Origin of the sequence: Ponticaulis koreensis DSM 19734, from assembly GCF_000420665.1 — a bacterium.
Classification (GTDB): Bacteria; Pseudomonadota; Alphaproteobacteria; order Caulobacterales; family Hyphomonadaceae; genus Ponticaulis; species Ponticaulis koreensis.
This window is the reverse complement of record NZ_ATVJ01000002.1, coordinates 15,206-40,454: the sequence shown is the minus strand read 5'-3', so window position 1 is coordinate 40,454 and position 25,249 is coordinate 15,206. Positions and strand designations below refer to the sequence as shown.

24 protein-coding genes and 1 tRNA gene are annotated in these 25,249 nt (G+C 53.2%); 13 read left to right on the top strand and 12 right to left on the bottom strand.

The window, feature by feature from the left end; translation table 11 throughout:
• The first annotated feature begins 97 nt into the window (after positions 1-97).
• Positions 98-913, top strand: coding sequence for a CAF17-like 4Fe-4S cluster assembly/insertion protein YgfZ (ygfZ, locus tag G523_RS19165; RefSeq protein WP_022695314.1), 816 nt, complete (start codon positions 98-100; stop codon positions 911-913).
• Positions 914-923: 10 nt separating this feature from the next.
• Complete coding sequence (locus tag G523_RS0112005; protein ID WP_022695313.1) at positions 924-1,514, top strand: DNA-3-methyladenine glycosylase I; 591 nt, start codon at positions 924-926, stop codon at positions 1,512-1,514.
• Here the strand turns inward: G523_RS0112005 and G523_RS19160 are convergent, their stop codons facing one another.
• The 6 genes from G523_RS19160 to thiS all read right to left on the bottom strand — a co-directional run bounded on the left by G523_RS19160 (position 1,515) and on the right by thiS (position 7,597).
• Positions 1,515-3,059, bottom strand: a complete 1,545-nt coding sequence (locus G523_RS19160) for a flavin-containing monooxygenase (protein ID WP_022695312.1) — start codon at positions 3,057-3,059, stop codon at positions 1,515-1,517. It lies immediately after the preceding gene.
• Between the two features lie 103 nt (positions 3,060-3,162).
• Positions 3,163-4,659 (bottom strand): sodium/proline symporter, encoded by a 1,497-nt coding sequence (locus G523_RS19155; RefSeq protein ID WP_022695311.1) that lies wholly within the window; start codon positions 4,657-4,659, stop codon positions 3,163-3,165.
• Between the two features lie 3 nt (positions 4,660-4,662).
• Positions 4,663-5,187: a hypothetical protein gene (locus G523_RS0111990; RefSeq protein WP_022695310.1), complete on the bottom strand. Its 525-nt coding sequence runs from the start codon at positions 5,185-5,187 to the stop codon at positions 4,663-4,665.
• Positions 5,188-5,323: 136 nt separating this feature from the next.
• Positions 5,324-6,550 (bottom strand): MFS transporter, encoded by a 1,227-nt coding sequence (locus G523_RS0111985; protein WP_022695309.1) that lies wholly within the window; start codon positions 6,548-6,550, stop codon positions 5,324-5,326.
• A 53-nt stretch (positions 6,551-6,603) separates the two neighbouring features.
• On the bottom strand, positions 6,604-7,395 hold the full coding sequence (locus tag G523_RS0111980) for a thiazole synthase (RefSeq protein ID WP_027441691.1): 792 nt from the start codon (positions 7,393-7,395) through the stop codon (positions 6,604-6,606).
• Between the two features lies 1 nt (position 7,396).
• Positions 7,397-7,597 carry a sulfur carrier protein ThiS gene (gene thiS, locus G523_RS0111975; RefSeq protein WP_027441690.1) on the bottom strand — a complete coding sequence of 67 codons (201 nt, stop codon included), beginning with the start codon at positions 7,595-7,597 and terminating at the stop codon, positions 7,397-7,399.
• A gap of 69 nt (positions 7,598-7,666) precedes the next feature.
• Here thiS and aroQ point away from each other — a divergent pair, with 69 nt between their 5' ends.
• Genes aroQ through aat form a run of 4 tightly spaced genes read left to right on the top strand, consistent with a single transcriptional unit; the run spans position 7,667 to position 10,628 of the window.
• Positions 7,667-8,110: a type II 3-dehydroquinate dehydratase gene (gene aroQ / locus G523_RS0111970; RefSeq protein WP_022695308.1), complete on the top strand. Its 444-nt coding sequence runs from the start codon at positions 7,667-7,669 to the stop codon at positions 8,108-8,110.
• An 11-nt stretch (positions 8,111-8,121) separates the two neighbouring features.
• Positions 8,122-8,610 (top strand): acetyl-CoA carboxylase biotin carboxyl carrier protein, encoded by a 489-nt coding sequence (gene accB / locus G523_RS0111965; protein WP_022695307.1) that lies wholly within the window; start codon positions 8,122-8,124, stop codon positions 8,608-8,610.
• Between the two features lie 9 nt (positions 8,611-8,619).
• Positions 8,620-9,966, top strand: a complete 1,347-nt coding sequence (gene accC / locus G523_RS0111960) for an acetyl-CoA carboxylase biotin carboxylase subunit (RefSeq protein WP_022695306.1) — start codon at positions 8,620-8,622, stop codon at positions 9,964-9,966.
• Positions 9,963-10,628, top strand: a complete 666-nt coding sequence (aat, locus tag G523_RS20700) for a leucyl/phenylalanyl-tRNA--protein transferase (protein WP_081648810.1) — start codon at positions 9,963-9,965, stop codon at positions 10,626-10,628. Before accC ends, aat begins: the two co-directional genes overlap by 4 nt.
• Here aat and G523_RS20400 read toward each other — a convergent pair.
• From G523_RS20400 to G523_RS0111940, 3 genes are read right to left on the bottom strand one after another with little or no spacing between them, the layout of a single operon-like run.
• Positions 10,559-11,347 carry a DUF2155 domain-containing protein gene (locus G523_RS20400; RefSeq protein WP_155802696.1) on the bottom strand — a complete coding sequence of 263 codons (789 nt, stop codon included), beginning with the start codon at positions 11,345-11,347 and terminating at the stop codon, positions 10,559-10,561. The two genes, aat and G523_RS20400, sit on opposite strands and share 70 nt — an antisense overlap.
• Positions 11,347-11,811, bottom strand: a complete 465-nt coding sequence (locus G523_RS0111945) for an MlaD family protein (protein ID WP_022695303.1) — start codon at positions 11,809-11,811, stop codon at positions 11,347-11,349. Before G523_RS0111945 ends, G523_RS20400 begins: the two co-directional genes overlap by 1 nt.
• Positions 11,804-12,196 carry an NADH:ubiquinone oxidoreductase subunit NDUFA12 gene (locus G523_RS0111940; RefSeq protein WP_022695302.1) on the bottom strand — a complete coding sequence of 131 codons (393 nt, stop codon included), beginning with the start codon at positions 12,194-12,196 and terminating at the stop codon, positions 11,804-11,806. The genes G523_RS0111945 and G523_RS0111940 overlap by 8 nt, the downstream gene beginning before the upstream one ends.
• Before the next feature lie 177 nt (positions 12,197-12,373).
• Here G523_RS0111940 and G523_RS0111935 point away from each other — a divergent pair.
• A tRNA-Ser gene (locus G523_RS0111935) sits at positions 12,374-12,463 on the top strand.
• 157 nt (positions 12,464-12,620) lie between these two features.
• Here the strand turns inward: G523_RS0111935 and G523_RS0111930 are convergent.
• The 3 genes from G523_RS0111930 to G523_RS0111920 are packed head-to-tail and all read right to left on the bottom strand — an operon-like array spanning position 12,621 to position 17,373.
• Positions 12,621-13,448, bottom strand: coding sequence for a response regulator transcription factor (locus tag G523_RS0111930; protein WP_022695301.1), 828 nt, complete (start codon positions 13,446-13,448; stop codon positions 12,621-12,623).
• A gap of 22 nt (positions 13,449-13,470) precedes the next feature.
• Entirely contained in the window at positions 13,471-13,887 is a 417-nt protein-coding gene (locus G523_RS19145; RefSeq protein WP_022695300.1) for a response regulator, read from the bottom strand.
• A 33-nt stretch (positions 13,888-13,920) separates the two neighbouring features.
• Positions 13,921-17,373, bottom strand: a complete 3,453-nt coding sequence (locus G523_RS0111920; protein ID WP_022695299.1) for a PAS domain S-box protein — start codon at positions 17,371-17,373, stop codon at positions 13,921-13,923.
• 249 nt (positions 17,374-17,622) lie between these two features.
• Between G523_RS0111920 and G523_RS0111915 the strand changes: the two genes are divergently transcribed.
• From G523_RS0111915 to ggpS, 6 genes are all read left to right on the top strand, one after another.
• Positions 17,623-18,477, top strand: coding sequence for a response regulator (locus G523_RS0111915; RefSeq protein ID WP_022695298.1), 855 nt, complete (start codon positions 17,623-17,625; stop codon positions 18,475-18,477).
• A gap of 45 nt (positions 18,478-18,522) precedes the next feature.
• On the top strand, positions 18,523-19,323 hold the full coding sequence (locus G523_RS20955) for a response regulator (protein WP_022695297.1): 801 nt from the start codon (positions 18,523-18,525) through the stop codon (positions 19,321-19,323).
• A gap of 137 nt (positions 19,324-19,460) precedes the next feature.
• Positions 19,461-21,356, top strand: a complete 1,896-nt coding sequence (locus tag G523_RS0111905) for a DEAD/DEAH box helicase (protein ID WP_027441689.1) — start codon at positions 19,461-19,463, stop codon at positions 21,354-21,356.
• A 496-nt stretch (positions 21,357-21,852) separates the two neighbouring features.
• On the top strand, positions 21,853-22,926 hold the full coding sequence (locus G523_RS19140) for an NAD(P)H-dependent glycerol-3-phosphate dehydrogenase (protein ID WP_022695295.1): 1,074 nt from the start codon (positions 21,853-21,855) through the stop codon (positions 22,924-22,926).
• A 14-nt stretch (positions 22,927-22,940) separates the two neighbouring features.
• The gene (locus G523_RS0111895; RefSeq protein WP_022695294.1) at positions 22,941-23,696 is read left to right on the top strand and encodes an HAD family hydrolase; all 756 of its coding nucleotides are present in this window, start codon (positions 22,941-22,943) and stop codon (positions 23,694-23,696) included.
• Positions 23,689-25,227: a glucosylglycerol-phosphate synthase gene (gene ggpS, locus G523_RS0111890; RefSeq protein WP_022695293.1), complete on the top strand. Its 1,539-nt coding sequence runs from the start codon at positions 23,689-23,691 to the stop codon at positions 25,225-25,227. The genes G523_RS0111895 and ggpS overlap by 8 nt, the downstream gene beginning before the upstream one ends.
• Positions 25,228-25,249 lie beyond the last annotated feature (22 nt).

Below are 25,249 nucleotides of genomic sequence, written 5' to 3'. Positions count from 1 at the left end.
GTTTTGACGCTATTCGAAACCACTGACAACGTGACGAATTACAATTCATGCTCAGATTATACATAGAATTTAGCGCAGGCTTCGCTATCTCTGGCTCATGACCAATTCTGTTTACCCGCTTTCGCATCGCGCCGTCCTCTCCGCAACAGGCACGGAAACCGGAAGTTTTCTGAACCGCGTTCTGACCTGCAACGTCGATACACTTGCCGTTGGCGATGGTGTTTACGGTGCGTTACTGACGCCGCAGGGCAAGATTTTGACAGACATGTTTGTGTTCAGCACGGATGATGGATTGCTCATCGACCTTCCTGCAACCGAAGCGGATAGCATACAAAAACGTCTGACCATGCTAAAGCTTCGCGCAGACGTTCAGTTCACACGTCGTGACGATCTGCATGTTCTGGTTTGTGAAGGTGTTCCGGAATTTCCAGTTTTGGCGTTTATGACCCCTCCAAATTTTGGTGATGACATAAAGCGCGTCGTTAGCGAGACCGCGGTAGAAAGCTCCGACCAGTCTTCAGTCGCGTACTCAAAGCTAAGAACAGATGCGGCATTTCCAGAATTCGGATCAGATTACGGCCCTGGCGAAGTGTTCCCCGCCGATATCAATATGGACCTCACCAACGGCATCGACTTCAAAAAGGGCTGCTTTGTTGGTCAGGAAGTCGCAAGCCGCATGAAACGGAAAACAGAAGTACGAAAACGCCTTCTTCGCGTTTCTGCTCCTGAAGCGACCGCAGAGAGCGGAGACGAAATCAAAGCTGGCACTTCTACCGTGGGCACCGTGACGTCATGGGCCGAGGGCGAAGGACTGGCATTAGTCAGGCTGGACCGTCTGGCAAACGCCAAAGAGTCTGCGACACCGGTTACGATCAATGATAAACCCGCAGAGTGCCACCTTCCATCCGCATGAGAGATTTTCTGTGACCGAAGCCAGCAAAATTCATTGCCCCTGGGCCCCTGCTGATGACGCGGTTTATCGCGCATATCACGATGAAGAATGGGGTGTGCCCGAGTATGACTGCCGTGCACTCTGGGAGAAGCTTCAGCTGGACGGCTTTCAGGCCGGCCTCTCATGGCGTACCATTCTTTATAAGCGCGACAGCATGCGCGAAGAATTTGATGGCTTTGACCCGGCCTCAATTGCGCGATGGGACGATGAACGCATTGAACAAGCACTACAAAATCCCGGTATTATAAGATCGCCTCAGAAAATCAGAGCTCTGATCGGCAATGCGAAAGCCTATCTGGCGTTCAACGACGAACCACAATCTTTTTCTGAATGGATGTGGGACTTTGTTGGCGGTTCCCCAATTGTGAATTCATGGGAGAACTTCCGCGATGCGCCGACGAACAGCGAGGAATCTGCGGCGCTATCAAAGGCCCTGAAAAAGCGCGGTTTCAAATATTGTGGGCCGGTAATCGTCTACGCCTTCATGCAGGCAGTCGGTATGATCAATGATCATGAAACCGTCTGCCCGCGTCACAAAGCTGTTCAGACCTACACCCGATAATTACTCTGCCGCCAATTCCTGCGCGCTAGCCTCCGTGCCAGCATCTACAGGTGCCACCGAAATAGGAACCTTTTCACCGGCCTTGGTGAAACGCATAACGCCATCGTCCAGTTTGCTGAAACGCAGCGTCATGAGATCAACGGCATAATTCTGGTTCAACTTCCACGGCTTGTTTGATGCCTGCTTCGGGAAACGGTGAAGTGTTCGCTGCACATATCCGGATGAGAAACTCAACCAGTCCTCCGTCTCGACATTCGGATCATCATTGTGAGGCGTCGCGGCAACGTCGCCTGTTCGGTCCATCTGATTGATCAGACGACACATGAATTCGCTGGTCAGGTCGGCTTTCAGCGTCCAGGACGCGTTCGTATATCCGAACACGCCTGCGAGATTCGGCAGGCCGGAGAACATCAGCCCCTTATAATTCAGAAGTTCGTTCGGCGCGATTTTGCGCCCATCGACTTCCAATTCAACACCGCCTAAGAATTTCAGGTCTAGGCCGGTCGCAGTCACAACAATATCCGCGTCGATGCGCTCACCGGATTTAAGCTGAATGCCGTTTTCATCAAAGCGCTCGATATGGTCTGTCACGACCGATGCTGACCCGTCTTTAATCGCTTCAAAAAGGTCATTGTCCGGAACGAGGCAAAGGCGCTGCTCCCACGGATTATAAGCCGGCGTGAAGTGTTTTTCGACGTCATAATCCGGGCCGAGTTGCTCTCTGACAATCCCGATCAATTGCTCCTTGGTCTTTTTAGGATGCTTTTGCGTGAGATTGTAAAAATACATGGTGAACAGCACATTCTTCCAACGTGTCAGGCTATAGGCCAGGCGCTCAGGAAGGAATTTGCGCATCTTGTTTGCAAGCGCGTCCGTCGCGGGACGTGTTGCCATATAGGTAGGCGAGCGTTGAAGCATGGTGACATGGGCTGCGGTCTTGGCCATTTCAGGCACAAGCGTGACAGCCGTCGCGCCACTGCCAATGACGACAACTTTTTTGTTTGCGTAATCGATACTCTCGTCCCACTTTTGTGGGTGAATGATCAGACCATTGAAATCTTCCATCCCATCAAAGTCGGGCGTATATCCTGCGTCATAGCTGTAATAACCGCTACACATCAGAAGATACTGTCCGGTGACGGTTTTCTCTTCTCCGCTCGCCTTATCGAGACTGGTTACATGCCAGCTCGACGTCTCAGATGACCATTTGGCCGATTTTACATCCTGCCCAAAGCGGATGTGTTCGGAGATACCATTTTCTTCAGCCGTTTCACGAACGTAAGACCGGATAGAAGGCCCGTCTGCGATGGCTTTAGCCTGCCGCCATGGTTTGAATGCATAGCCCAGAGTGTGCATGTCTGAGTCGGAACGAATACCAGGGTAACGGAACAAGTCCCATGTGCCTCCAATCGCGTCTCTTCCTTCGAGAATGGCGTAGGTTTTTCCCGGACATTTCTGCTGAAGGTGATACGCCGCGCCAATGCCGGAAAGGCCTGCGCCCACGATAAGCACGTCGAAATGATCGGTGGATGTTTCGCTTGGCATGTTTCTTCCCCGTCTCAGAACGCAAATAGCCTGAGCATGTTTTTATTTATGCTCAGGCTATCAGCTACAGATCGATTTTACGAGGTCTGACGTTACGTCAGGCCTAGAGGTCCATGATCGCTTCGATATCCTTCTGAAGCGGTTTCGGCTTCTCAATGTAAGAAATACCGATGAACGCAATCATCGAAACCAGCATGGAAATGAACCCGCCATCCATGCCGAACGGCATCGCAATCCCGAACAGTTTAACACTGAAGTTGAAGACAAGTGACAGAACGATTGCGAAGATCGCAGCGTTTGCCGTCGCCCGTTTCCAGTTCAGACCAAGTGCCACGACCGGGAAGATCGCCGCAGCGAACGTGCCCCAACCGAATGCACCAAGCAGTGCAACAAGCTCGCCGCTATTATAGCGGGCATACAGCGCAAAGCCGGTAGCGAACAGGCACAACAAGACCGTCGCCACACGCGCCCACCAGAGTTCATTCTTGAGTGGTTTACCGCGAATAGCTTTCGGCAGATCGTGAATGATCGCAGCCGCGCCAATGTTCAGGAAGCCGTCTGCCGTCGACATGATCGCCGCAAACAGACCGGCGAACACGACACCAGCAAGAAGCGGATTAGCATACGCGGTCAGGAATTCCGGTGCTGCATCATCCGGAAGTCCAAGCGGATCATGGTTGCCCTGAAGTACAAGCGCACGCATGACCAGCCCGACCGAAATCCAGAGCATTGCCGCAACTGCATAGCCCGCGATTGAGAGCGGTAGAATAATCTTCGTGTCTTTGACCGTACGATTCATCATCAGTTTGGTGATAAGGTGCGGCTGGCCCGCAATACCGACACCGAACATGAACGCCCACGCGACGGCTGCAAACATGCCACCTGAACCAAACGGCATGATCGCCTCAGGGTCATCCGCGAGCAATGAGCTGGATGCCGCGGTGAAACCGCCATCCACTGCCATAGCCGCAGCGACAACCACGAGAAGACCACAGACCATCATGATAAGGCCCTGAACGAGGTCGGTGTAAACCGACGCCAGAATGCCGCCTGTTACCGCGTAGAAAATCAGAACGCTCACCGAGATCACAGCGCAGGTAATCAGGCTGATGCCCTCAAACATTTCTGTGTTCCCGAGGATCGACTGAAGAACCGTCGACATGGCGAGAATCTGTGTCGCCAGATATCCAAGCACACCCAGAATAACGACGACAGCCATCCAGCCGCCAGCAGCTTTGCTGGAATAACGCGCAGCAACGATATCAGGCAGAGAGATCGAATCTCTGATTTCAGCCATCACCCTCATACGCTTGGCAAGCATGTAGAATACGATCGCATAACCTAGAGTAGAGACGATCACCATCCAGACGGAAGTCATGCCCATATTGTAGACAAGGCCAGGACCACCGACGAAGCCAAAGCCTGATAAAGTCGACGAAAAGACCGCCAGGCCGACAACGACCGGGCCAAGTCCCTTGCCCGCGATAAAGAAATCGGACGCAGAGTGCGTCTTACGCATCGCCCAGATGCCGACCAGAATACAAATTACAAAATACACGCCGATACAGGCGAGAATGATTGGTTCACGGAACGCTTCCATGTCTTAAGCCTCCGTCTTTTCGGCATTTTTGGCCGCAATCAGCGCCTCAAAGGTCTTTTCGTCTTCAGGAGTGAAGATGAACTTGTTGAACCCGGCGATGTAGATCACCGTGTACAATGCTGCAGTTCCCCAGCAGCCATACAGCATCATCGCTGTCGGAGCAGGAAAGCCGAGCAACATGAACGTCTCGCCCGTGTTCAGGAAATCCACGTAAAAAACGATGAGCAAAGTCGCAAAAACGAGGTTCAGCGCAGTGACGCCGCCCATCATCGTCCAGAACGTTTTGTTTCGATTATGCTCAGCAACACCAAACGCCATGAAGGCAGGTGCCATTAGAAATGTCGCGAAATAGAGGATCAGCCCCTCGATCCACAACCCGTCCAGGCGCGCAGCGCTGTCGCCTCCGATACTCATGCCCGCATATTCTGGGTGCGGACCGCCCGAGACCATGTCTGGTGCTCCCCCAATCATCGCAACAACAATAGTTGCTGCCATGATGACTAATACGCCAAAAATCCATTTCATCATGGATTATAGCCCTCCCGATGTTTATTATAGTCAGCTCTATTTTTCTCAGAAACTGTCAAAACTTGGGAGATTAGGCAAGCTAGAGATTCAAAATCTCAGCAAAAGACTCGGTTTAGCGGCCCTCGGGCTGCCGAAATCAGTCTTCCGGCCTCTCAAGATAACGTGTTTTTCGGATCTGCGGAAAAAGAAATGCCCATCCAGCCGCAATGCCAATAGCTGCCACGCCGCCCAGAACAACGGTCGCAACCGGACCCAGGACAGCTCCCATAAACCCGGCCCTCGCCTCACCCAACTCGTTGGAAGCACCGAGAAAGATTGAGTTAACGGCATTTACACGTCCGCGCACCTCATCCGGCGTCCAGAGCTGCAGCAGAACTTCGCGAATATAGACCGACACCATGTCGAATGCGCCGACACACATGAGCGCCAGAATCGAAAACCATGCGATGGTCGATGCGCCGAACACAGCCGTAGCGAGCCCGAATAGCGCAACGCTCACGAACAGAATGATTCCTGCATGGTCGCGAATCGGAAAAATGTTCATGAACGCAACCATGATCAACGCCCCGATGCCTGGCGCAGCTCGGAGCAATCCAAGCCCCTGCGAATCGACTTGAAGAATGTCACTCGCATAGACCGGCAACATTGCCACCGCACCACCGAGCAATACCGCAAACAGGTCCAGAGAAATCGCACCAAGCACAACCTTCTCTTTGAATACGTACTGGAAACCGTCCAACACACTGGAGAGCGTTTTAGCCGCCTGCCCTGTCACCTGATCGGGCTTGGGTATCACGAACACCAAAACCGCCGCCGTTAAGAACAGACCTACAGCAACTGAATACGCAACCGACGCAGATATTCCATACAGCAAACCACCCGCGACCGGGCCAACAATAGATGCGGCCTGCCAGGATACCGCCGCAAAACCGGCAGCGTTCACAAAGTCTTCTTTGGGCACCAGATTTACCGCAAGACTCGAAGACGCAGGCGCCAGGAAAGCGCGCGCACAACCAAACACAAACAGGACGAACAGAACGGCGTATGGATCGAAGCTCCGATTGACCGCCATAAGCAAAATCGTCAGCGCGCAAGCCAGCTCAACAACGATCGAAAGTCCCATCACGAGACGTCGTCCAAACTGATCGGCAGCCATACCCGTGAGAAACACGAGACCGAGTGCAGGAAGAAATTGCACCAGACCAATCGCGCCTAGCAGCATCATACTGCTGGTTTCGGCATACATCTGCCAGGCAATGGAGATTGAAAGCACTTGCGCGGCAAATGCAGTGCAAAAGCGCGCCCCGAAATAGAGTCGATAGCTATTGTGCTTGAAAGCTGAGAAGCGGCCGGTACCAGACATGATCGCCTGTTACACCGCTTCTCCGCAGAATTCAGTCTTTATTTTCTGAAGCGTCATATAAGGCCCGCGAGAGGTGAACTTGGGTCAGCATAACGCTTCTTCGGCATGCGGCCTGCGAGATAGGATTCGCGACCCGCAATAACGGCGTGCTTCATTGCGCTTGCCATCAACACCGGGTCTTTAGCTTCTGCGATAGCGGTATTCATGAGAACGCCGTCACAGCCAAGTTCCATAGCAACCGCCGCATCTGATGCCGTGCCTACGCCTGCATCCACGATAACCGGAACACGAGTTTGCTCAACGATGAGGCGAATATTTACCGGATTCATAATGCCAAGACCGGAGCCGATCAGTGAGCCGAGCGGCATAATGGCAACGCAGCCTGCATCTTCAAGACGCTTTGCGTAGACCGGATCGTCTGAACAATAGACCATGACCTTGAAGCCTTCTTTGATCAGAAGCTCAGCAGCCCGCAGGGTCTCGGACATATCCGGATAGAGCGTTTTCTGGTCCGATAACACTTCAAGCTTCACAAGATCCCAGCCACCAGCTTCGCGGGCCAGACGAAGCGTGCGGATTGCATCCTCTGCCGTAAAACAGCCTGCAGTGTTTGGCAGAAACGTGTATTTCTCAGGGGAGACAAAATCCGTGAGACGCGGCTTGCTCTTATCGGTCAGATTTACGCGCCGCACCGCAACCGTAACCATGTCTACATCCGCAGCCTGCGCTGCATGCAGGTTTTGCTCATAGTCTTTATATTTGCCGGTGCCGATGATGAGGCGCGACGAGAACTCGCGACCCGCAATCGTTAGCGTGTCTTTCTTCGGGTTGGTTGCGTCGGTCATATCAACCGCCTCCTACAAACTCTACGATTTCGATATTGTCGCCGTCCGACAGCTCTACGTCGCCATGAAGTGATTTCGGCACGATCTCAAGGTTTCGTTCTACAGCAACCGCTTTCGGATCAAGCTCGAGCTTGAGCACAAGGCCCAGAATTGTCGTTCCCGGATTGACCTCGAAAGAGTCACCATTCAATCTGATATTCAAATCAATCACCCGTGCGGTCGATTAAGTGTCTGGTTTATCACGATAGGTGTGCTAAGCGTCCTGACCAATATGACAAGAGTTATTTCCTGCATAAACGGCCCGAATCTCAATCTGCTCGGCCAACGAGAGCCTGAGATATACGGACGCCAGACGCTTCAGGACATCGAAATGATGGCCCGGGACGAGGCTACGCTACACGGCTTTGATCTGCAAATGCATCAGAGCAATAGCGAAGGAGCTATCGTAGATTTGTTGCAAGCCGCTCGAACCAACGCAGTGGGCGTCATTCTGAACGCAGCAGCATACACGCACACGTCCGTCGCGATCCACGACGCATTGAAATCTCTCGATTTGCCGGTGATTGAGGTTCATCTTTCGAATCCTGCCGCACGCGAGGAATTTCGTTCTACCAATTTTATAGGCCCTGTCGTCACAGGGTCGATTGCAGGACTTGGCGCAGCTGGCTATGTGCTAGCGGTTAAGGCACTTGCCACCCTGATTCCATCAAGCTGAAAGGCGAAAACATGGCAAACGATAAGACAACCGTAGATCCAGCGCTGGTGCGCGAACTCGCAGCTATCCTGCGTGAAGCCGATCTCGGTGAAATTGAAGTTGAACAGGGCGAACTCAAGATTCGCGTTAGCAAGCCGGCAGCACCTGTTGTTGCTCCAGCACCTGTTTCTTATGCCGCTCCTGCAGCACCTGCACCGGCAGCAGCGCCTGCCGCGCCGGCTGCCGAAGCACCAGGCGCGGCACCTGTTGCAGCCGCTGACGAAGAAATCATTACGTCGCCAATGATCGGAACTTTCTACCGTTCACCATCTCCGGATGCATCTTCTTTCGTTGAAAAAGGCAGCTCTGTGAACAAGGCATCCGTCGTCTGCATCATTGAAGCGATGAAAGTGATGAACGAGATCAAAGCCGAAGTTTCCGGCGAGATTATCGAAATCCTAGTGAACGATGCAGAAGCCGTTGAATACGGCCAACCACTGTTCAAAGTGAAAAAAGGCTAGGCCTTTTCCATGTTTGATAAAGTCCTCATCGCCAATCGCGGCGAAATCGCACTCCGGATCCACCGTGCCTGCAAAGAAATGGGGCTTTCCACTGTTGCTGTGCACTCCACGGCAGACAGCAACGCCATGCACGTGCGCCTTGCGGACGAAAGCGTCTGCATTGGCCCGCCTGGCGCATCTGAAAGCTATCTGAAGTCTGCAGCTATCATGACAGCTGCAGAAATCACCCACGCTGGCGCGATCCACCCCGGCTACGGCTTCCTCTCCGAGAACGCCCGCTTCGTTGAGATCGTGGAAGCGCACGGCCTGAACTTCATTGGCCCACGTGCAGAACATATCCGTCTCATGGGTGACAAAATCGCGGCTAAGAAAGCCATGATTGAAGTCGGCGTACCGGTGGTTCCAGGTTCTGACGGCGGCGTACCAGATGAAGCAACGGCGAAAAAAGTCGCTGCCGAAATGGGCTATCCGGTTCTCGTGAAAGCCGCATCAGGCGGCGGCGGTCGCGGCATGAAGGTCGCGCGCAGCGAAGAAGAAATGGGTAAGGCTTTCAATACTGCCCGCTCTGAAGCGAAAGCCGCGTTCGGTGACGACGAAGTTTATATCGAGAAATATCTCGAAAAGCCCCGTCACATTGAGATTCAGGTTATCGCTGACAGCCACGGCAACGTGGTGCACCTTGGCGAACGTGACTGTTCTTTGCAGCGTCGTCACCAGAAGGTCTTCGAGGAAGCACCTTCGCCGGCTATCACGCAGGCTGAACGTGACACGATCGGTAAAACAGTCGTCGATGCTGTCAAAAAGCTTGGCTATCTCGGCGTTGGCACGATCGAATTTCTCTACGAGAACGGCGAGTTCTACTTCATCGAGATGAACACCCGCCTTCAGGTAGAGCACCCGGTCACCGAGATGATCACGCGCATCGACCTCGTGAAAGAGCAAATCCGTATTGCTCAAGGTGAGAAGCTCAGCTTCACTCAGGGCGACGTTCCGTTCATCGGCCACGCTATCGAGTGCCGCATTAACGCGGAGCATCCTGAAACCTTTGCGCCGTCTCCGGGCCTCATCAAAGAGTTCCATGCGCCGGGCGGTCTTGGCGTACGCCTCGATTCGGCCGCCTATGCCGGCTACATGATCCCGCCTTACTATGACAGCCTCATCGGCAAGCTCATCGTACACGGCGTAACACGTGAAGAATGCATGCTTCGCCTGAAGCGCGCACTTGGCGAAATGGTTGTATCCGGGGTCGAGACGACCTTGCCTTTGCACCAGCGTCTGGTTGACGCTGAAGGTGTAAACTCAGGCAATTATGACATTCACTGGCTGGAACGTTTCCTAGCCGACCAGGAGTCATGACACGACCTATAACCGCCGATGACTTGTTGTCATTCTACCAAATCGGCGTGTTTCCAATGGCTGAACACCGCGATGATCCGGAGATATTTCTCGTAGATCCGGAAATGCGCGGTGTCTTGCCACTTGATGATTTCCATATACCTCGAAAACTCAGGAAAGTCGTCCGGTCGGACCAGTTTGAAATCCGTGTTGACACCAATTTCGGACGCGTCATGGATGCCTGCGCCGCTCCCGGCCCCGGCAGGACGTCTACCTGGATCAACACCACCATTTTCAATCTCTATAACGAGCTTCACCGGCGCGGTTTCGCCCATTCCGTTGAGTGCTGGCAGGAAGATGAATTAGTTGGTGGCCTCTATGGAGTGGCCCTGCAGGGCGTATTCTTTGGCGAGAGCATGTTCTCACGCGTAAGCGAGGCCTCAAAGGTAGCGCTCGTGCACCTTGTAGACCGCCTCCGCGTTGGCGGTTACGTCATGCTAGATGCGCAGTTCACCAACCCCCATCTGGAACAGTTTGGTATTCAGGAAATTCCAAAGCGCCTCTTCAAGCGAAGGCTAGCCGAAGCCATGAGACGCCACGCCGACTTTTACGCTTATAGTTCGCTACCCGCGTCAGAAAAAACAGGTGCCTCGTCGATACAACGGATTACCCAGACGTCATAAATCGCGTGCTCAAGCCCATTCAGGCCCGGCGATGACGCAAACATCCAGCCATTGAAAACACGTTTTTCCATATCAACGTCTTCTGGAAGCTCTTCGGGATCATCAATGACGAAGCCGTAGTCTTCAACTTCCACATAGGCGATGGATTCTGGTGGCTCTGTAGGCGGCGTCTGGTGACACGCACGGACGGTCACACGCAGACCACCGAGCATCGCGTTTGAGCCCACGGCCACATCCATATCGACAGAGCGGCCAGTAATCTTATCAAGCCCACGAAGTGTCACAGCCGGCTGGATCATGTATTCAAAGTCTAGCTCTTGCTCTGCCTCGGCGTCTTCCTCGACAAGGTCTTCTTCAGCCTCGTCTACAGGCTCGATTTCGGTCAGTTCGTCGTCGTCCGAACCCTCCGGACGGATAATATAATCTTCCGGGTCGTAATCCGGTGCGAAAATAGGCGCGAGACGCGGGAACGTACCCTCTTCAATCTCTTCCTGAAAGCTGTCCTGCTCTTCCTGCGATACGGTGCGGCCAGCTGTTGGAAAATCAGAGGAACTTGGGCCATTGTCCGGAACGACAAGCCCGTCGTCCTCAGGTGGAGTAGCTTGCGGAGAATTCAGAAGATCAGCTAACGGATCCTGCTGCGCCATTGCGCCACCGAAAACTGACAGTCCAGCGCCCAGCGCGGTCACTATAAGAAGCTTCTGAAGTCTCGATGACACTAGTTGCCGTCCCCGTTATTGCTCTGCCCGCTGGCAAAGCTCGCAAACAGCGTGATGATATCAACACTGCCACGTGTGTAGAGAATTTCACCGCTGCCATCCGTTGGAATCGTATCGAAACCACCGCCCGCCTGCAGTGCGATGTGTGATCCCCCCAGAAGGCCTGAAATCACGCGCGCATCCGAATCATCCGGAAGTTCGACACCATTCTGCATAGACAGAACGACACTCGCTTCGAACGTTTCAGGATCGACTTCGACATCAAGTACGCGACCGACTTTCACGCCAGCCAGCAGAACATCACTACCCGACTCAATGCCCGTCACATCGTTGAAACGAGCACTGAGTTGATACTCACCGCGACCGCCGGAAGAATCAGTGGTGCTCAGCGCGAAGAAAAGGAACGCGCCAGCAACAACAATAACAATGGCACCAATCGCGGTTTCGAAAACCGAATTACGCATCTGGGCTCCATGCCTGATAATCGCTATCCGCTTCGCGGCGCTCAGCCTCGCGTGACAGGCTGCCTTTCGGACGATACGCGAAAATCGTACCCGTCAAATTTGGCGTGTGATCTGTCTCGAAGGATTTACGTTCAAGCGGACGCTCTGTTGGAGGTTCGTCATATGTGTAGTGCAGCCAGCCATGCCAGTCCGCAGGAACCTTGGACGGCTCGGCAATGCCTTTATAGATCACATAGCGACGGTGCCGGCCTTCATAGCTCGGCTTACGGTCCTGAAAATAGCGGTTGCCGTAATCGTCTTCTCCGATGAAGTCCGAGCGGCGCTTCACGTCAAAGAGCGCGCCGACAGTCCAGCCGCTCCACCAGGTGAAAATCTTATCTAACACGCGAGTCGGTATCCCTCTGCTTTGTGCCGCGAATATGGTGCAGACGAGGCAATTGGTCCACCCTCTGAATTGCGCGATAATATCGCGTTTTACCAGTTTTTTCGCACGATTTTGTGAATCTTAGGCCGGTTAGCACTTGGCAGACGGAAAGAAACTCTGATAACGAGGCTCTTCCGCGGAGAGGTGGCCGAGTGGCTGAAGGCGCGCCCCTGCTAAGGGCGTATACGTTTACGCGTATCGAGGGTTCGAATCCCTTCCTCTCCGCCAGCCTGCTCAGTCCCGATAGGCATTAATTTCAAGCACTGAAAAAAGCGCCTGTTTATCCGTTCAGATAGAATCAATCAGATTCAGTGCCGCTGGCATGATATCCTCTGTCTAGCCCCACTTTGAACCGTAAAGTCAGGCTGAGTTCAGCGTAGATTGATCATGCCGGTTTGTGGATTTTGGCGTTTGCTTCATCTGGCGCTGATGCAATCTGGTATATCGCGCGCGCAATCGAGGCCTTGTTGAACGGTTTCACGAGGAAGCGCGCCACGCCTTCGCCAACGACCTGTTCGATCTTATTCACCGTCTTGACCGTGGACAGAAAGATGATCGGGCAATTTGTATCAATCGCCGATTTTCCCTGACGGATATAGCGAAGCAGCTGGAGGCCATCCATTGGCGACATCTGCCAATCCGTAATCACAAGATTTGGTTTGAATTTCAGAGCTTTGTGAAGCAGAACTCGTCCATCAGATGCAGTTCCGACTGCCTTCACACCCAAGTCATCGAGAATGACTGACATCAATTGCTGTAGCGCCGGATCATCATCACAGTACAGCACTCTTTGCGAAGAAAAGACCTGCTGGTAGCGCGCCTTGATGAAGCGGGTTTCCGCGACGCCTTCCAGGGGCTCCAGATCACGAAGAAGCAGAGAGTTCCGGATTGTCACATACTCGAGAAGTTTGCTGAGCCGGTCAAAGCGCTTTGCGACCGAACCCAGAAAAACCTTGTCCGCCTTGAGATCGCCAGAAATGCATTTTTCAAAATCATAAACGATTTTAGCCAGCTCATCGCCGAAGAACGGAAACCCCATGCATTGTGCGGTGCCTGCCATGCGGTGTAACTCACCGTACAGGTCACGCACTTCTCGGTCATCAACAGGCCCTTTCACCAGTGAAAGCAGCATTTGGGCAGCCGTTTCAAACTGCGCAGGAAGTGAATTGCAATATCTTTTCACAACATCAGACGGGACACTTACACTTGTCATGGCGGCCTCCTGCGTGCTCAGCCTACGGGACGAGGTGCGCCTCTCCGGCAGACTGACTACCGCGCGACGACCACAGTGATTGAAGCGTTTCACCTAGCGTGAGCGCATCAAATGGTTTCACAATAACGGAGATTGCCCCCTGCTGCATGTACGCATCCTGCTCATGCTTCTGGGCTTTTGCCGTCATAAAGATAGCGGGCACAGATTCACCGCCATCAAGTTTTCGAATTGCTTCAAGAACCTGCGGCCCATCGAGGTCAGGCAGCATCACGTCGAGTAAAAGCATATCCGGTTGAAATTCGGTAAAGCTATTGATTGCATCCTGACCTTGTCCACAATGATGCACGTCAAAGCCCGCAATATCGCGAAGTGCGATCAATGCGATCTCCGAGATGTGTGGATCGTCTTCCAGATACAGAATTTTGCTCAGGGGTTTCATCTTCGGAAATCTCCATGGTTATTCGATCCGACTTTAAGAGGCCTGCGTCAGATAAGTCAGGTTGGATTGGGCTTTCACCGGAAGGTCCATGTAGAATGTCGTTCCTTCGCCTTCGGCAGTCTCGAAATCGATTTCGCCGCCAAAGGCTTCAATAATGGACTTAGTGATATTCAGGCCGAGCCCGCTACCGCTCGCATTCTTCTGCGTTGCCTTGCGGTCTGCCTGGGCAAAGCGCTCAAAAATCCGGTCGCGGAAGCCAGCAGGAATGCCCGGGCCATGGTCTTGAACGGATATCCTGATCTTACCAGTCTCAATCAACTCGCTTCGGATGACGACTTCGCCTTCCATTGGGGAGAACTTCGCGGCGTTCGACATAAGATTGACCAGCGCCTGATTGAAGCGGCTCGCATCCAAATTCACCAGTGTGTCGGTCTCGGCGTGCTCGATTTTGAAGGTCACACCAAAGCGGTCAGCAAGCGCCTCATGGCGTTCGATAATATCATCAATCAGCGGCTCCAGTCGAACATCTTCCATGAGATATTCCATTTTGCCGGCAGCGATCTTCTCAAGATCGAGAATATCGTTCACGAGAGAGCTTAAACGTCCGCATCCCTGATGGGCGAGCGTAACAAGGCGCTGGCAGCGTTCATCAAGCTGATCTTTCGCGAGCTTCTGAAGCAGGTCCAATGAGCCGTAAACAGACGTCAGCGGCGTACGGAGTTCGTGGTTCACCGTGGAGACAAAATCGTTCTTCAACGTCTCCATCTTCTTACGCGCGGAGATATCCCGGGCAATGCCGAAAAAGAGGAAGCGACCCGCTGCACGAGAGCGGCTAACTGCCACTTCAAGCGGAATTGTTTCTCCTGACTTATGAAGACCAAGGCGCTCCAGAGTCTTATCGAACAACTCGGAATCGCCCGTTTCCACGGCATCTTCCAGACTGGAAAGATGAGGTTCCCGATATTGCGGAGGTATGACGGTTGTCAGGCTCACTCCTATCAACTCGTCCCGTTCGTATCCGAATATTTTCGCAAAAGCGGGGTTGCAGTCCTCAATGATACCTTCGCTGTTCACGGTTACAACACCGTCAACAATGCTGTTCATCATTGTGCGGATTTTTCGCTCACTTTCCTTGATCTGAAGCTCTGCTTCGACCTTATCGGTCACATCCTGAAAAATACCGAAGAGCACGCGCTCATCTTCATCCGGCCCCTCTTTCAATTCGCCACGAGAAATCACATGACGAATTTCTCCGTCGCCACGGACAATACGCAACTGAAACTCAAAAGGTTTATTTTCTTCAATGGCTGAATTAACGGCATCTTCAACGGTTTGCCGATCATCAGCATGGTAAAATTGGATACCATCCTCCAGCGCAGGCTCGCCCCATTCAGGGTCTATCCCGTGAATCCGGAACACACCTTCCGACCAATGAAGTTTATTTGTCCTGAGATCGACACTCCAGTGCCCCATACCTGCGACGGCTTCCGCCAACTCCAGCTTGTCGGTACGCTCTTCCAGCGCCAACTCGTGACGCTTACGACCCGTAATATCCTGCTGAATTCCTACGACTTCGATTGGAACACCGTCCGCATCTTTTCGGGATATTCTGAACGTATGCTGGACCCAAACAAAGTGACCGTCAGAATGCAGAATACGAAATTCTAACTGAGTGTCGTGAGCAATACCGCGCACATAGTTCAGCAACGCTTCAGCAACGCTGTCGCGTTGTGCCGGATCAACCAGATTGTACCAGTCAAAATCCGTCCGATTCATTTTCGTCGGCGTCAGACCGATCATTCCAGATGCCCTGTCACAAAACTCGAAGCGACCAGTCTGGATATCCCATTGCCAGATTCCCAGCCCACCCCCGTCGAGCGCGAATTCTAGTTTTTCCTTCTGGCTGAGGAGCTCCACCTTCGCGCGGCGTTGTTCACTAATGTCACGCACAGTTGCGCCAAAATAGCGTGTTTCACCCTGGTGGAACTCACTTACAGAAATTTCGATGAAAAACTCGTTTCCACCTTTTTTCACCGCGGAAATTTCACGTCCTTGCCCGATGACAGAAGCTTCACCGCGATACCGATAAAGCTCCAGATATTGATCATGACGTTCCGCATCCTGCTTCGGCATGAGAACTTTAATATTCCGACCGATGATCTCAGACCGCGGGTAAAGGAAAATTCTTTCTGCCGCTGGGTTGAAGGACACGATGGTGCCGGTCTCATCGATAACGATCATGCCATCTACAGAGTGCGCAACAATATTTTCAGTGCGCGCCTGATTGTCCTGTAAATCTGTTACAAGCCTTGAGAACGCGCGCGCCAGCTTTCCGATTTCACCGGGCGCTTCAACCGGAAGCACGAGCTCCTGATTGAGTTGCCCAATACCGAAATCCTTCACTTGCGTTGTAATCTTTTGAAGTGGCTCCGTTAGATATCCCGCAAAAAGCGCAACCAGACCAACACCGACCAAAAGCGCCAGTAGCGCGACCAGTGAACTCTCTGACAACGTATTGCTCCAGCCTGCGCCCAGTGCCTCCCATCGGCCAAGGACCGCAACGTCAAGCTTCAAACCCGTTGCTCCACCAAAGTCAGGCACGGCGAGACGTATTCCCACAAGTCCGTCAGTCTCGATCGTCTGATCCATAAGCGGGCCGGTTTCAAAAGCTGAAATCGCGTCATACAGCTCCGATCTTACGCCGATCATATACATCTGAGTCCGCTGGCGCGCCGGATCATATTCGAATACCTCACCGCCGTCAGTAATCACCATTGCGGGAAAGGCAGAGCGCGCCTCATCAAAGGCCCCTGACACCAGAGCCTCGATATCAATGTTGGCGATTACAATACCAAACAGTTGATCATGTTCATCAAGCACTGGAATCATTGCGCGAATGGTCGGTATGCGCCGTGGATCAATTGCGCCGTTTTCCCGATTGTAATTGATGTCGCTGAAATGGACTTCTTCCGGCCCTATCTCGACTGCGTCACGCATATAAGGCTCATCGCCCTTTTCCTGTAGATCAGTTTCTGCAACGGCCCAGCGCAGATTTCCCGACTGGTCGACACGAACGAGTTCACGCCCGTTATTCTGAACGCCAATGTATCGCAACTGACTATAATATGACTGGTTGACCATCATCGCGGTGAAAATTTGCTCCAGGCGCGCACGCCAGAGCGCCGTCGTCGACCCGTCCAGCGGATCGACATCGCCATTGCGTTGACTACGGATAATGCCTTCAATCGGTGGCGTTCGTACGACGAAATTGAGCTCTTCAACGATGAACTCAAGCTCACTCTCAACCTGAACAGCGAGTTTCTGCGCCTCAGACCTCAACAATGTTTGCGCATTCGCCACGGATAAATCATGAGCGCGCAGAGCGCCTTGCCAGATAATCAAAGAACACGACAGAAGCGCAAATACCGCGGATAAAACAACGATCTTGGATCGCAATGAGAGCTGTTTCAGGTGTTTAAAAGCCATAACTTCCTCAATCAATGTAGGAAAGCATGGCACAAACTGGTTAACACCGACCTCTGGAAACCTAATGCCAAGTTAAGCAGGTCAAAAAGATCGGAGCTATTTGCGTCGGCTTTAAGGAAAGTCTCACCAGAAACGCGATGTTAATTAATAAAGGTCAGACATGTCGAAGTAAAAACCTCAACGAGATCGTCAGTTCAATTAACGATTTTGAGCTAACTTAAGGTCGCACTCAATAAGGGAGGCTACCGTATGGACCAGATAACATCAAAACTGGAAACGTTGATCTCGCACTATTGCTCCGACTTTTCAAGGCAATTGCGAGAGCTTTCTGAAACACTCGATCATGCACTGGAATCCCGCAGTATTTCCAGCGAGAGCGCCAGCGATGTATTTGGTCTTGTTCACCGCATGGCAGGCGCGGCGCATTGTATGGGCTATAAAGACATCGGCCGCGCGTTTGACGATTTCGCAGGCCGCCTTAAAAGGGCTGACACCATGCCCCAGGATGAGCTGGTGACGTCTTTGACATCCATTCGCTCAGAAGTTCGCAACATGGAAGACTTTTCTTCCAATTTGAACCCTGCCCGTTCAAAGCTTCTCCAGCGCCTGAACCTGAGCAGCTTCGATGAAGCCTGCGATGTTGGCGTCAGCAACTCGGCCGAAGTTTCAGAATCCCTCCAGCGCATTCTGGCAAAAGAGCGTATTCTGATCGCCGAAGACGATCCGCACGTTCGTGAGATGGTAGAAACCTGCATTAAGGGCATGGGCTGCGAGAACGTTATTGTTGCAAACTCAGGGTCTGAAGTTCTGTCTTTACTCCATGCATTCCAGCCATCGCTGATTATCACGGACTGGCATATGGAACCGCTGGACGGCCACGAACTTCTCCAGCTTATCCGTAGCGGCAAAGTCTCGATTGATGAAAACACACCTGTGATTTTCTTCACCTCCGAGAAGGAAAAAGCCCAACAGCGTTTCCTGTCCCGCAGCGGCGCTAACAAAGTGCTTACCAAACCTGTTCTACCTAACGCCATCTGGACGGCCGTCGCACAAACAGTCGAGAAGAAGTACCATATCCGCCAGAAACTCAACGCTGTAGCCTAGGCAGACCAGACGCGCTCAGGCATTTCAATCAAAAGCTGACTCAACATGACCAAAGATATTGATCGCTTCATTCCAATCGTCTCGCGCTATTGCGAGTCGATCAGGGATCAGTTTGAAAGCCTGAACACACTTGCGGCCTATGGTAATTTCAGCACGGCATCTCCGGATGTTGTTGCGTCCAATCTCAGCGCAGAACTTCACCGAATGGCCGGTGCTGCGCACTGTATAGGGTTTCGCAAATTTGGCACGTCGATTGCCAAAATCGACAAGAAACTTCGCAAAGCGCTGACTAAGAATAATTTCGCCATCTCTCAGGCGCTCACTGAAGCGTCCGACATGCTGAAAGAGCTTGCGCCTGCGCTTGACGAGATCACACCTGACAATTCGCGCGTCCTTCAGATCATGTCGGAGACCTCAGACGCGACTGCCGAAGATACCAAGAGTGACGCGCGCTTCAGAGACCTGAAAGTCATTCTTGCCGATGATGACAAGCATGTGCAGGCGGTAATGCGTGCCTCGCTTGAAAACCTGGGCGTTACACAGATCGAGACAACGAACTCCGGTCTGGCGCTCCTCAATCGCGCTAGCACTGTTCAGCCCGACATCATCATCACAGACTGGGAAATGCAGCCGGTCTCCGGTCTTGAACTGCTTCAATGTGTTCGCAACGGTGCAAGCCCGCTGCGCAAGGATACACCGATGATCTTCTTCACAAACGAACAAGACCATCAGGCCATGCAATCTGCTCTTCTGAACGGCGCCGACCGTTTTCTGAAGAAACCCGTTTCACCGGAGATTCTTCGAAAGAGTATTCTCCACATACTGGACGCGGTTGAGCCCGTCTGACTTCGCCTGAACCCGCTTTAAACGCTGAAAATCACATCCATGGTTGGAAATTTCGGCTAAACAGCGTATGAGGGCCGCTCGGAGCCTGTGTTTCGCACTGATTGCGTCAGGTTTTTCCGCTCTTCGAAAGATTATATATGTCCGCAGAAATGCAGATTGCAGCGCCTCTTGCCGCGGCTTTGCAGAAAAAAGGCTTTGATACCCTCACACCGGTTCAGGAAGCAGTTCTCTCTCCAGAGATTGGAGAACGCGACCTGCTGGTATCGGCTCAAACAGGTTCAGGCAAAACAGTAGCATTCGGCCTCGCACTCGCCAGCTCTCTTCTTGATGACGCTGATGTTCTGGGCGTGTCTGATGCACCACTAGCACTCATCATCGCACCGACCCGCGAACTCGCGCTTCAGGTCCGCAAAGAACTTGAATGGCTTTATGAGCCAGCAGGCGGCCAGATTGCTTCATGTATTGGCGGCATGGATATGCGTGACGAGCGCCGCGCGCTGTCTCGTAACCCGCATATTGTAGTTGGAACGCCGGGTCGCCTCGTTGATCACATCTCCCGCGGCTCCCTCGTCATGGACAGCCTGCGCGCTGTCGTCCTGGATGAAGCTGACGAAATGCTCAATATGGGCTTTCGCGAAGAGCTGGAAGAAATTCTGGAATCAGCGCCGGAAGAACGCCGCACGCTTCTGTTCTCCGCGACAGTATCCAAGCCAATCGCGCGCCTCGCTGAGAACTATCAGAACGACGCGATGCGTCTGAACACGATCTCCGCGCGTGAACAGCATATCGACATTGACTATAGCGCTGTTGTTGTCGCCCCAGAAGACGTCGAGAAGGCTGTCATCAACCTCCTTCTCTATCATGACGCGCCAAATGCACTCGTATTCTGTTCGCGACGTGATGGTGTGAACAAGCTGACAGCCCGCCTGAATAACCGCGGCTTCCCGGTTGTGGCGCTTTCCGGTGAATTTAGCCAGAAAGAACGCAGCAATGCGCTTCTGGCGATGCGGGATGGACGCGCAAAGGTCTGCGTAGCAACAGACGTCGCCGCACGCGGCATCGACCTGCCGGGTCTCGATCTCGTCATTCACGCCGACCTTCCGAGCAACAAGGAGACACTGCTTCACCGCTCGGGCCGGACGGGACGCGCCGGACGGAAAGGCGCGTCTGTTCTCATCGTTCCGACACGTGCACGCCGCCGCGCCGAGCGTGTCATGCGAGACGCTGATATCAAAGGCAACTGGACGCTACCGCCGACAACAGACGATATTCGTAAGAATCTGGACGCTCGCGTGCTCTCGCACCCGGCTCTGGAAGAAGGCATCTCCGAAGCTGAGGGCGATCTGGTGGACGCTCTGACGGCTCGTTTTGAGCCTCATCAGCTTGCGGCTGCACTCGTTCGTCTCGCTCGCGCGGGTCAGGCGCTGCCTGAGGATATCGACACACCTGACGATCCTTCCAAATGGCTTCAGGAAAGCCGTGACCGCAACGGTCGCACAGCCGACCGCCGAGAAGAACGCCGTCCACGCGAACGGTCTGACTTTGAGAATGGCGAATGGGTCTCTCTGGGTGTCGGAAGACGTCAGAGCGCAGATCCGAAATGGCTTGTCCCGATGCTCTGCAAAAATGGCGGCTTCTCACGCGATCAGATCGGTTCGATCCGGATCAGCCCGAACGAGACCCATGTCGAACTTCGCCCAAACGCTGCAGCTCAACTGATGGATCGCGCCGGCGCAGAGCAAATCATCGACAAAAGCCTGTACGTCCAGCGTGTTTCAGGCCCGGAAGACATGACTGCACGCCAAGATGATGGTCCGGGTCAGCGCCGTGGAAAACGCCGCGATGATGGCCCACGCGACCGTCCAGCACGTCGTGAACGTGGCGATCGAGGCGGCCGTAGCGACCGCGGCGAGCGTCGTGAACGCCCTGCTCAAAACAATTTTGACGAAAAGCCAGCTCGCAAAGGCCCCAAAAAGCCCCGCGGACCAAATGGCGAGAAAAAACGCAGCCCAAAGAAGCAGTCTCGCGACTAATTCTGCACTCTATAAATCTGGCGAAATGCCCCGATCACACCTCAAGTGACCGTGAAGTATTTCGCCGGATTTTCTCAGTTCTCTGAAGAATTGCGATTCGATCATTCGAATTATTCGGAAAACACACCCCCAGTTTTAAGTGGTCGAATATTGAGCCTTGTTGCACACGAATTGGGTAAACGCAGCTAGGCCGAAACTATTTTCTGAGAATTTTGGAACCCTTACTCGCCTGAGACTATGTTGACTTGAGTTCAACGGAAACTGTGAGGCGAGACCAATCCTAGCCGTCAGCAATATAACGCACGACGCTCTCAAGCGCGGGCACACCAAGGCCGGTTACAAGGCCAGGTTTGCTGCCCCACCGATTGGTTTTTTTCTTCTTCCAACTGCGCCGCCTGTCAGTCCGCTTAACGCGGACTCGATCACGCGCGCCCCAAATTCTGAACAGGAGCTTATCGCCAGCTGAGAACGCGTATTTCCCGACTTCCCCTATTCCATGAAAGGACTGACTACATTGCTGAACTTCGACCTGAGAGACTTCCTCCGCACTGACACGACCAAATCCCGCGCCCAAAAGCTGGAATCGGTTGCCGTCTTCGGAGCCGGGGCATGGGGAACAGCGTTGGCCATCGCATTCGCACGCGCTGGTCTGAAAGTGACGTTATGGGGAAGAAGCGAGCCACAAATGTTGGCGATGGCGAAAACTCGAAAGAACCGGAAATACATCGGCGATATCAGTCTGCCGCAGAATATTTTTCCGACCCACTTGATAGATACAGCCCTCGCAGACGCAGACGCGGTATTCCTCGTAGTGCCTTCAAAAGCTCTGCCGCTGGTTTCGTTATCTATCTGCGACCGCATTGCTGAAGGTACGCCTGTCGTGTCCTGCACGAAGGGCCTCGATCCGGAGCGTAACCAGCTTCTGACCAAGACCATTACAGACAACATTCCTCACGCAGAGCCAATGTTCCTGTCTGGTCCAAGCTTTGCCGCTGAAGTTGCCGCCGGTCAGCCGACACAGGTTGTGCTTGCTGGTGATCTGGCGACTGCGGAGTTTATGTCATCGCGCCTCAGCACGCCGGCCTTCCAGGTCGAGCCTGTTGAGGACCTTATCGGTGCCCAGATTGGAGGCCTGATGAAAAACATCATTGCAATCGCCTGCGGTCTGGCAGATGGACTTGGACACGGCTCTAACACACGCGCCGCGATCATGGCACGAGGCCTTCAGGAAGCCGCATCTCTTGCCGAAGCAATGGGAGGCTCAGCAACTACACTCCTAGGCGTTGCGGGCGCTGGCGACCTTGCCCTCACTTGCACAGACCCGCAATCGCGCAATTACAGCTTCGGTCGTTCACTCGCCGATCCGGCATTCAATACGCAGAGTAAAACTTTTGAAGGTGTCAGTAGCGTTCTCAATGCATGCAAGCTGATATCAGATTTCGAACTCGACGCTCCGATCAGCGCAACAGTCTGTCAGATCGTGAACGGCGAGATAGCACCTGACCAGCTCATCCCTTCCCTATTCAAGTCCAACGCTCCGCAGCGAGTGGACGAACTCATGGCATCATAAGGAGGCCTGAATTTATGCCTGATCTCACTCAAAAACACGTCGTACTGGCAACAGATCTCGACGGAACGTTTTTGGGAGGAACGCCCCAGCAAAAAGACGACCTGTATAATTATATCGAAAAGAACAGGGAGTGGCTGGGTCTTGTCTTCGTCACAGGACGCGATCTCGACTTTATCGACGAGATTACACAAAAGGACGTCCCGCGACCGGACGCCGTCATAGGTGACGTAGGCACCACAGTCGTCAGCGGCATAGACTTTTCACCAATCGATGCAGTCGAGACATGGATCGATAAGCGCTGGAAAGGCGCTGAACATGCGTCCCGCATTCTTGGTGATGCGCCCCACCTCAAATTGCAGGAAGGGTTTGGCGGCCGACGCGTATCGTACTTCTACGAGGATGAAGCTGCAGCCAAAGTCTCTGCCGAAGCGCTCGAGGCCGAAGGCTATGACGTACTCATGTCAGACGGCATCTATTTCGACATTCTGCCGCGCGGCGTTCAGAAGGGCCCAACGCTCAAGCAATTCATTGCAGCGCACGACCTGCCGGCACATAAAATCCTCGTTGCAGGTGACACGCTGAATGACCGCTCTCTGTTCGAGACCGGCATGGACGGCGTGGTCGTCGCCAACGCAGAAGAAGCGCTACTCGCGTCGATTAGCGGTCTTCCAAATGTGCATTTTTCCGAATTTGACGGCGCCGGCGGCGTATTCGACGGCCTCAAACGCAAACTAGAACTTGTGGCTGAAATGGAGCTGCCAAATGTCTGATAAGATCAAGAAATCTGATCTGGTAATCCTCTATCACCGCCAGCCGTATGAAGAGGAAATCAAAAACGGTAAGACTGTTTTTAAGGAAAACAAGAGTCCCAACGGCATCGTTCCGACGCTCAAAAGCTTCTGCGGAAATGCTGAAAAAGGTTCCTGGGTTGCGTGGAAGCAGGTCAACGCCCGTGAGCAGGCGAAATTCAACCGCTCGGTACAGATCAATGACGAACATGGCGACTATGAAGTCATCCGCATCGCTCTGACGGCGGAACAGGTCAAGTCCTTCTACCATGTGACCTCAAAAGTCGCTTTCTGGCCTATCCTTCACACTTTCCCATGGCTCTTCTCTACTGAGGAAGCCGATTGGGACATCTTCAAAGAGGTGAACCGCTTATTTGCGGAAGCGGCATGTGAGCAGGTCAGCGATGACGGACTGATCTGGATCCATGACTATAATCTCTGGATGGCACCGCACTTCATTCGCCAGATCAAGCCGAATGTGCGTATCGCGTTCTTCCACCATACGCCGTTTCCTTCCGCTGATGTGTTCAACATCCTGCCCTGGCGCGAGGAGATTGTGGATAGCCTCCTACAGACAGATCTGCTCGGTTTCCACATTCCGCGCTATTCGGAAAACTTCTGCGGTGTCGCGCGCGCGCTGCGGGGCGTAGAACTGGGTGAGAAAGAACCGGTAGAGCCGCCACTCGTCTCTTCTGGCATGGCGTTGTCCGAGCCTAGTGTCACGAAGAGTATCAAGCATAACGGCCGGACGATCATGGTAGATGCATGGCCGATCGGAACCAACCCGACGCTCATCAAGGAATACCTGTCGCGCTATGATGCAGGCGAACGGGTGGCACAGATCAAAAATGAAATTGGCGATCAGCATTTCATCATCTCTGTCGGGCGCGTCGACTATACCAAGGGCGCCAAACAGCTGCTCGAAGCGTTTCAGCGCCTGCTCGCCCGCCGCCCTGAACTACGCGGCAAGGTGAAGCTGATGCTGGTGTGCGCAGCGGCCGCCAAAAACATGACGATTTACCAGAAAGCCCAGAAGGAAATTGAACGCCTAGTCGGTGCGATCAACGGGGAGTATGGCACACTCGGATGGACGCCAATCATGTTGTCCATGCGGCCAATCCCGTTTGCCGAACTGGTTCCGTATTTCCGGGTCGCTGACACTTGCTGGATCACGCCAATCCGCGATGGTCTGAACCTCGTCGCGAAGGAATACATCGCAGCGAAACAGGGTGGCCCTGGCGCGCTCGTTCTGTCCGAGTTTGCTGGCGTTGCAGTGGAGATGCCGGACGCAATTCTAACAAATCCATACTCTGCTCAGAGCATGGACGAAGCGATTGATCGCGCAGTGGATATGTCCAGGGAAGAGCGTCTCGAACGCAGCCAATCAATGCTAAACACTGTCGAGAAATGGGACATCAATTTCTGGTCCGACCACGTCCTGAAACTCTTTAACCAGCTCAAGAAGGCTAAACTTCGCGCGCTCAAAGGAGGTAAGGCGGACGAGGCAGCCTGATCTGCCTCTTCGCAAAGCATTA

Coding starts and splice junctions, on each gene's coding strand:
- G523_RS0111920 (WP_022695299.1), bottom strand. CDS start 17,373: ATGGCTTTTAAACACCTGAAACAGCTCTCATTGCGATCCAAGATCGTT.
- G523_RS0111980 (WP_027441691.1), bottom strand. CDS start 7,395: ATGACCGACGCAACCAACCCGAAGAAAGACACGCTAACGATTGCGGGT.
- G523_RS0111930 (WP_022695301.1), bottom strand. CDS start 13,448: ATGACAAGTGTAAGTGTCCCGTCTGATGTTGTGAAAAGATATTGCAAT.
- aroQ (WP_022695308.1), top strand. CDS start 7,667: ATGACAAGAGTTATTTCCTGCATAAACGGCCCGAATCTCAATCTGCTC.
- G523_RS0111905 (WP_027441689.1), top strand. CDS start 19,461: ATGTCCGCAGAAATGCAGATTGCAGCGCCTCTTGCCGCGGCTTTGCAG.
- G523_RS19155 (WP_022695311.1), bottom strand. CDS start 4,659: ATGGAAGCGTTCCGTGAACCAATCATTCTCGCCTGTATCGGCGTGTAT.
- G523_RS20955 (WP_022695297.1), top strand. CDS start 18,523: ATGACCAAAGATATTGATCGCTTCATTCCAATCGTCTCGCGCTATTGC.
- ggpS (WP_022695293.1), top strand. CDS start 23,689: ATGTCTGATAAGATCAAGAAATCTGATCTGGTAATCCTCTATCACCGC.
- G523_RS19140 (WP_022695295.1), top strand. CDS start 21,853: ATGAAAGGACTGACTACATTGCTGAACTTCGACCTGAGAGACTTCCTC.
- aat (WP_081648810.1), top strand. CDS start 9,963: ATGACACGACCTATAACCGCCGATGACTTGTTGTCATTCTACCAAATC.
- ygfZ (WP_022695314.1), top strand. CDS start 98: ATGACCAATTCTGTTTACCCGCTTTCGCATCGCGCCGTCCTCTCCGCA.
- G523_RS0111985 (WP_022695309.1), bottom strand. CDS start 6,550: ATGTCTGGTACCGGCCGCTTCTCAGCTTTCAAGCACAATAGCTATCGA.
- accB (WP_022695307.1), top strand. CDS start 8,122: ATGGCAAACGATAAGACAACCGTAGATCCAGCGCTGGTGCGCGAACTC.
- G523_RS0111915 (WP_022695298.1), top strand. CDS start 17,623: ATGGACCAGATAACATCAAAACTGGAAACGTTGATCTCGCACTATTGC.
- G523_RS0111945 (WP_022695303.1), bottom strand. CDS start 11,811: ATGCGTAATTCGGTTTTCGAAACCGCGATTGGTGCCATTGTTATTGTT.
- G523_RS19145 (WP_022695300.1), bottom strand. CDS start 13,887: ATGAAACCCCTGAGCAAAATTCTGTATCTGGAAGACGATCCACACATC.
- accC (WP_022695306.1), top strand. CDS start 8,620: ATGTTTGATAAAGTCCTCATCGCCAATCGCGGCGAAATCGCACTCCGG.
- G523_RS0111895 (WP_022695294.1), top strand. CDS start 22,941: ATGCCTGATCTCACTCAAAAACACGTCGTACTGGCAACAGATCTCGAC.
- G523_RS0111990 (WP_022695310.1), bottom strand. CDS start 5,187: ATGATGAAATGGATTTTTGGCGTATTAGTCATCATGGCAGCAACTATT.
- G523_RS19160 (WP_022695312.1), bottom strand. CDS start 3,059: ATGCCAAGCGAAACATCCACCGATCATTTCGACGTGCTTATCGTGGGC.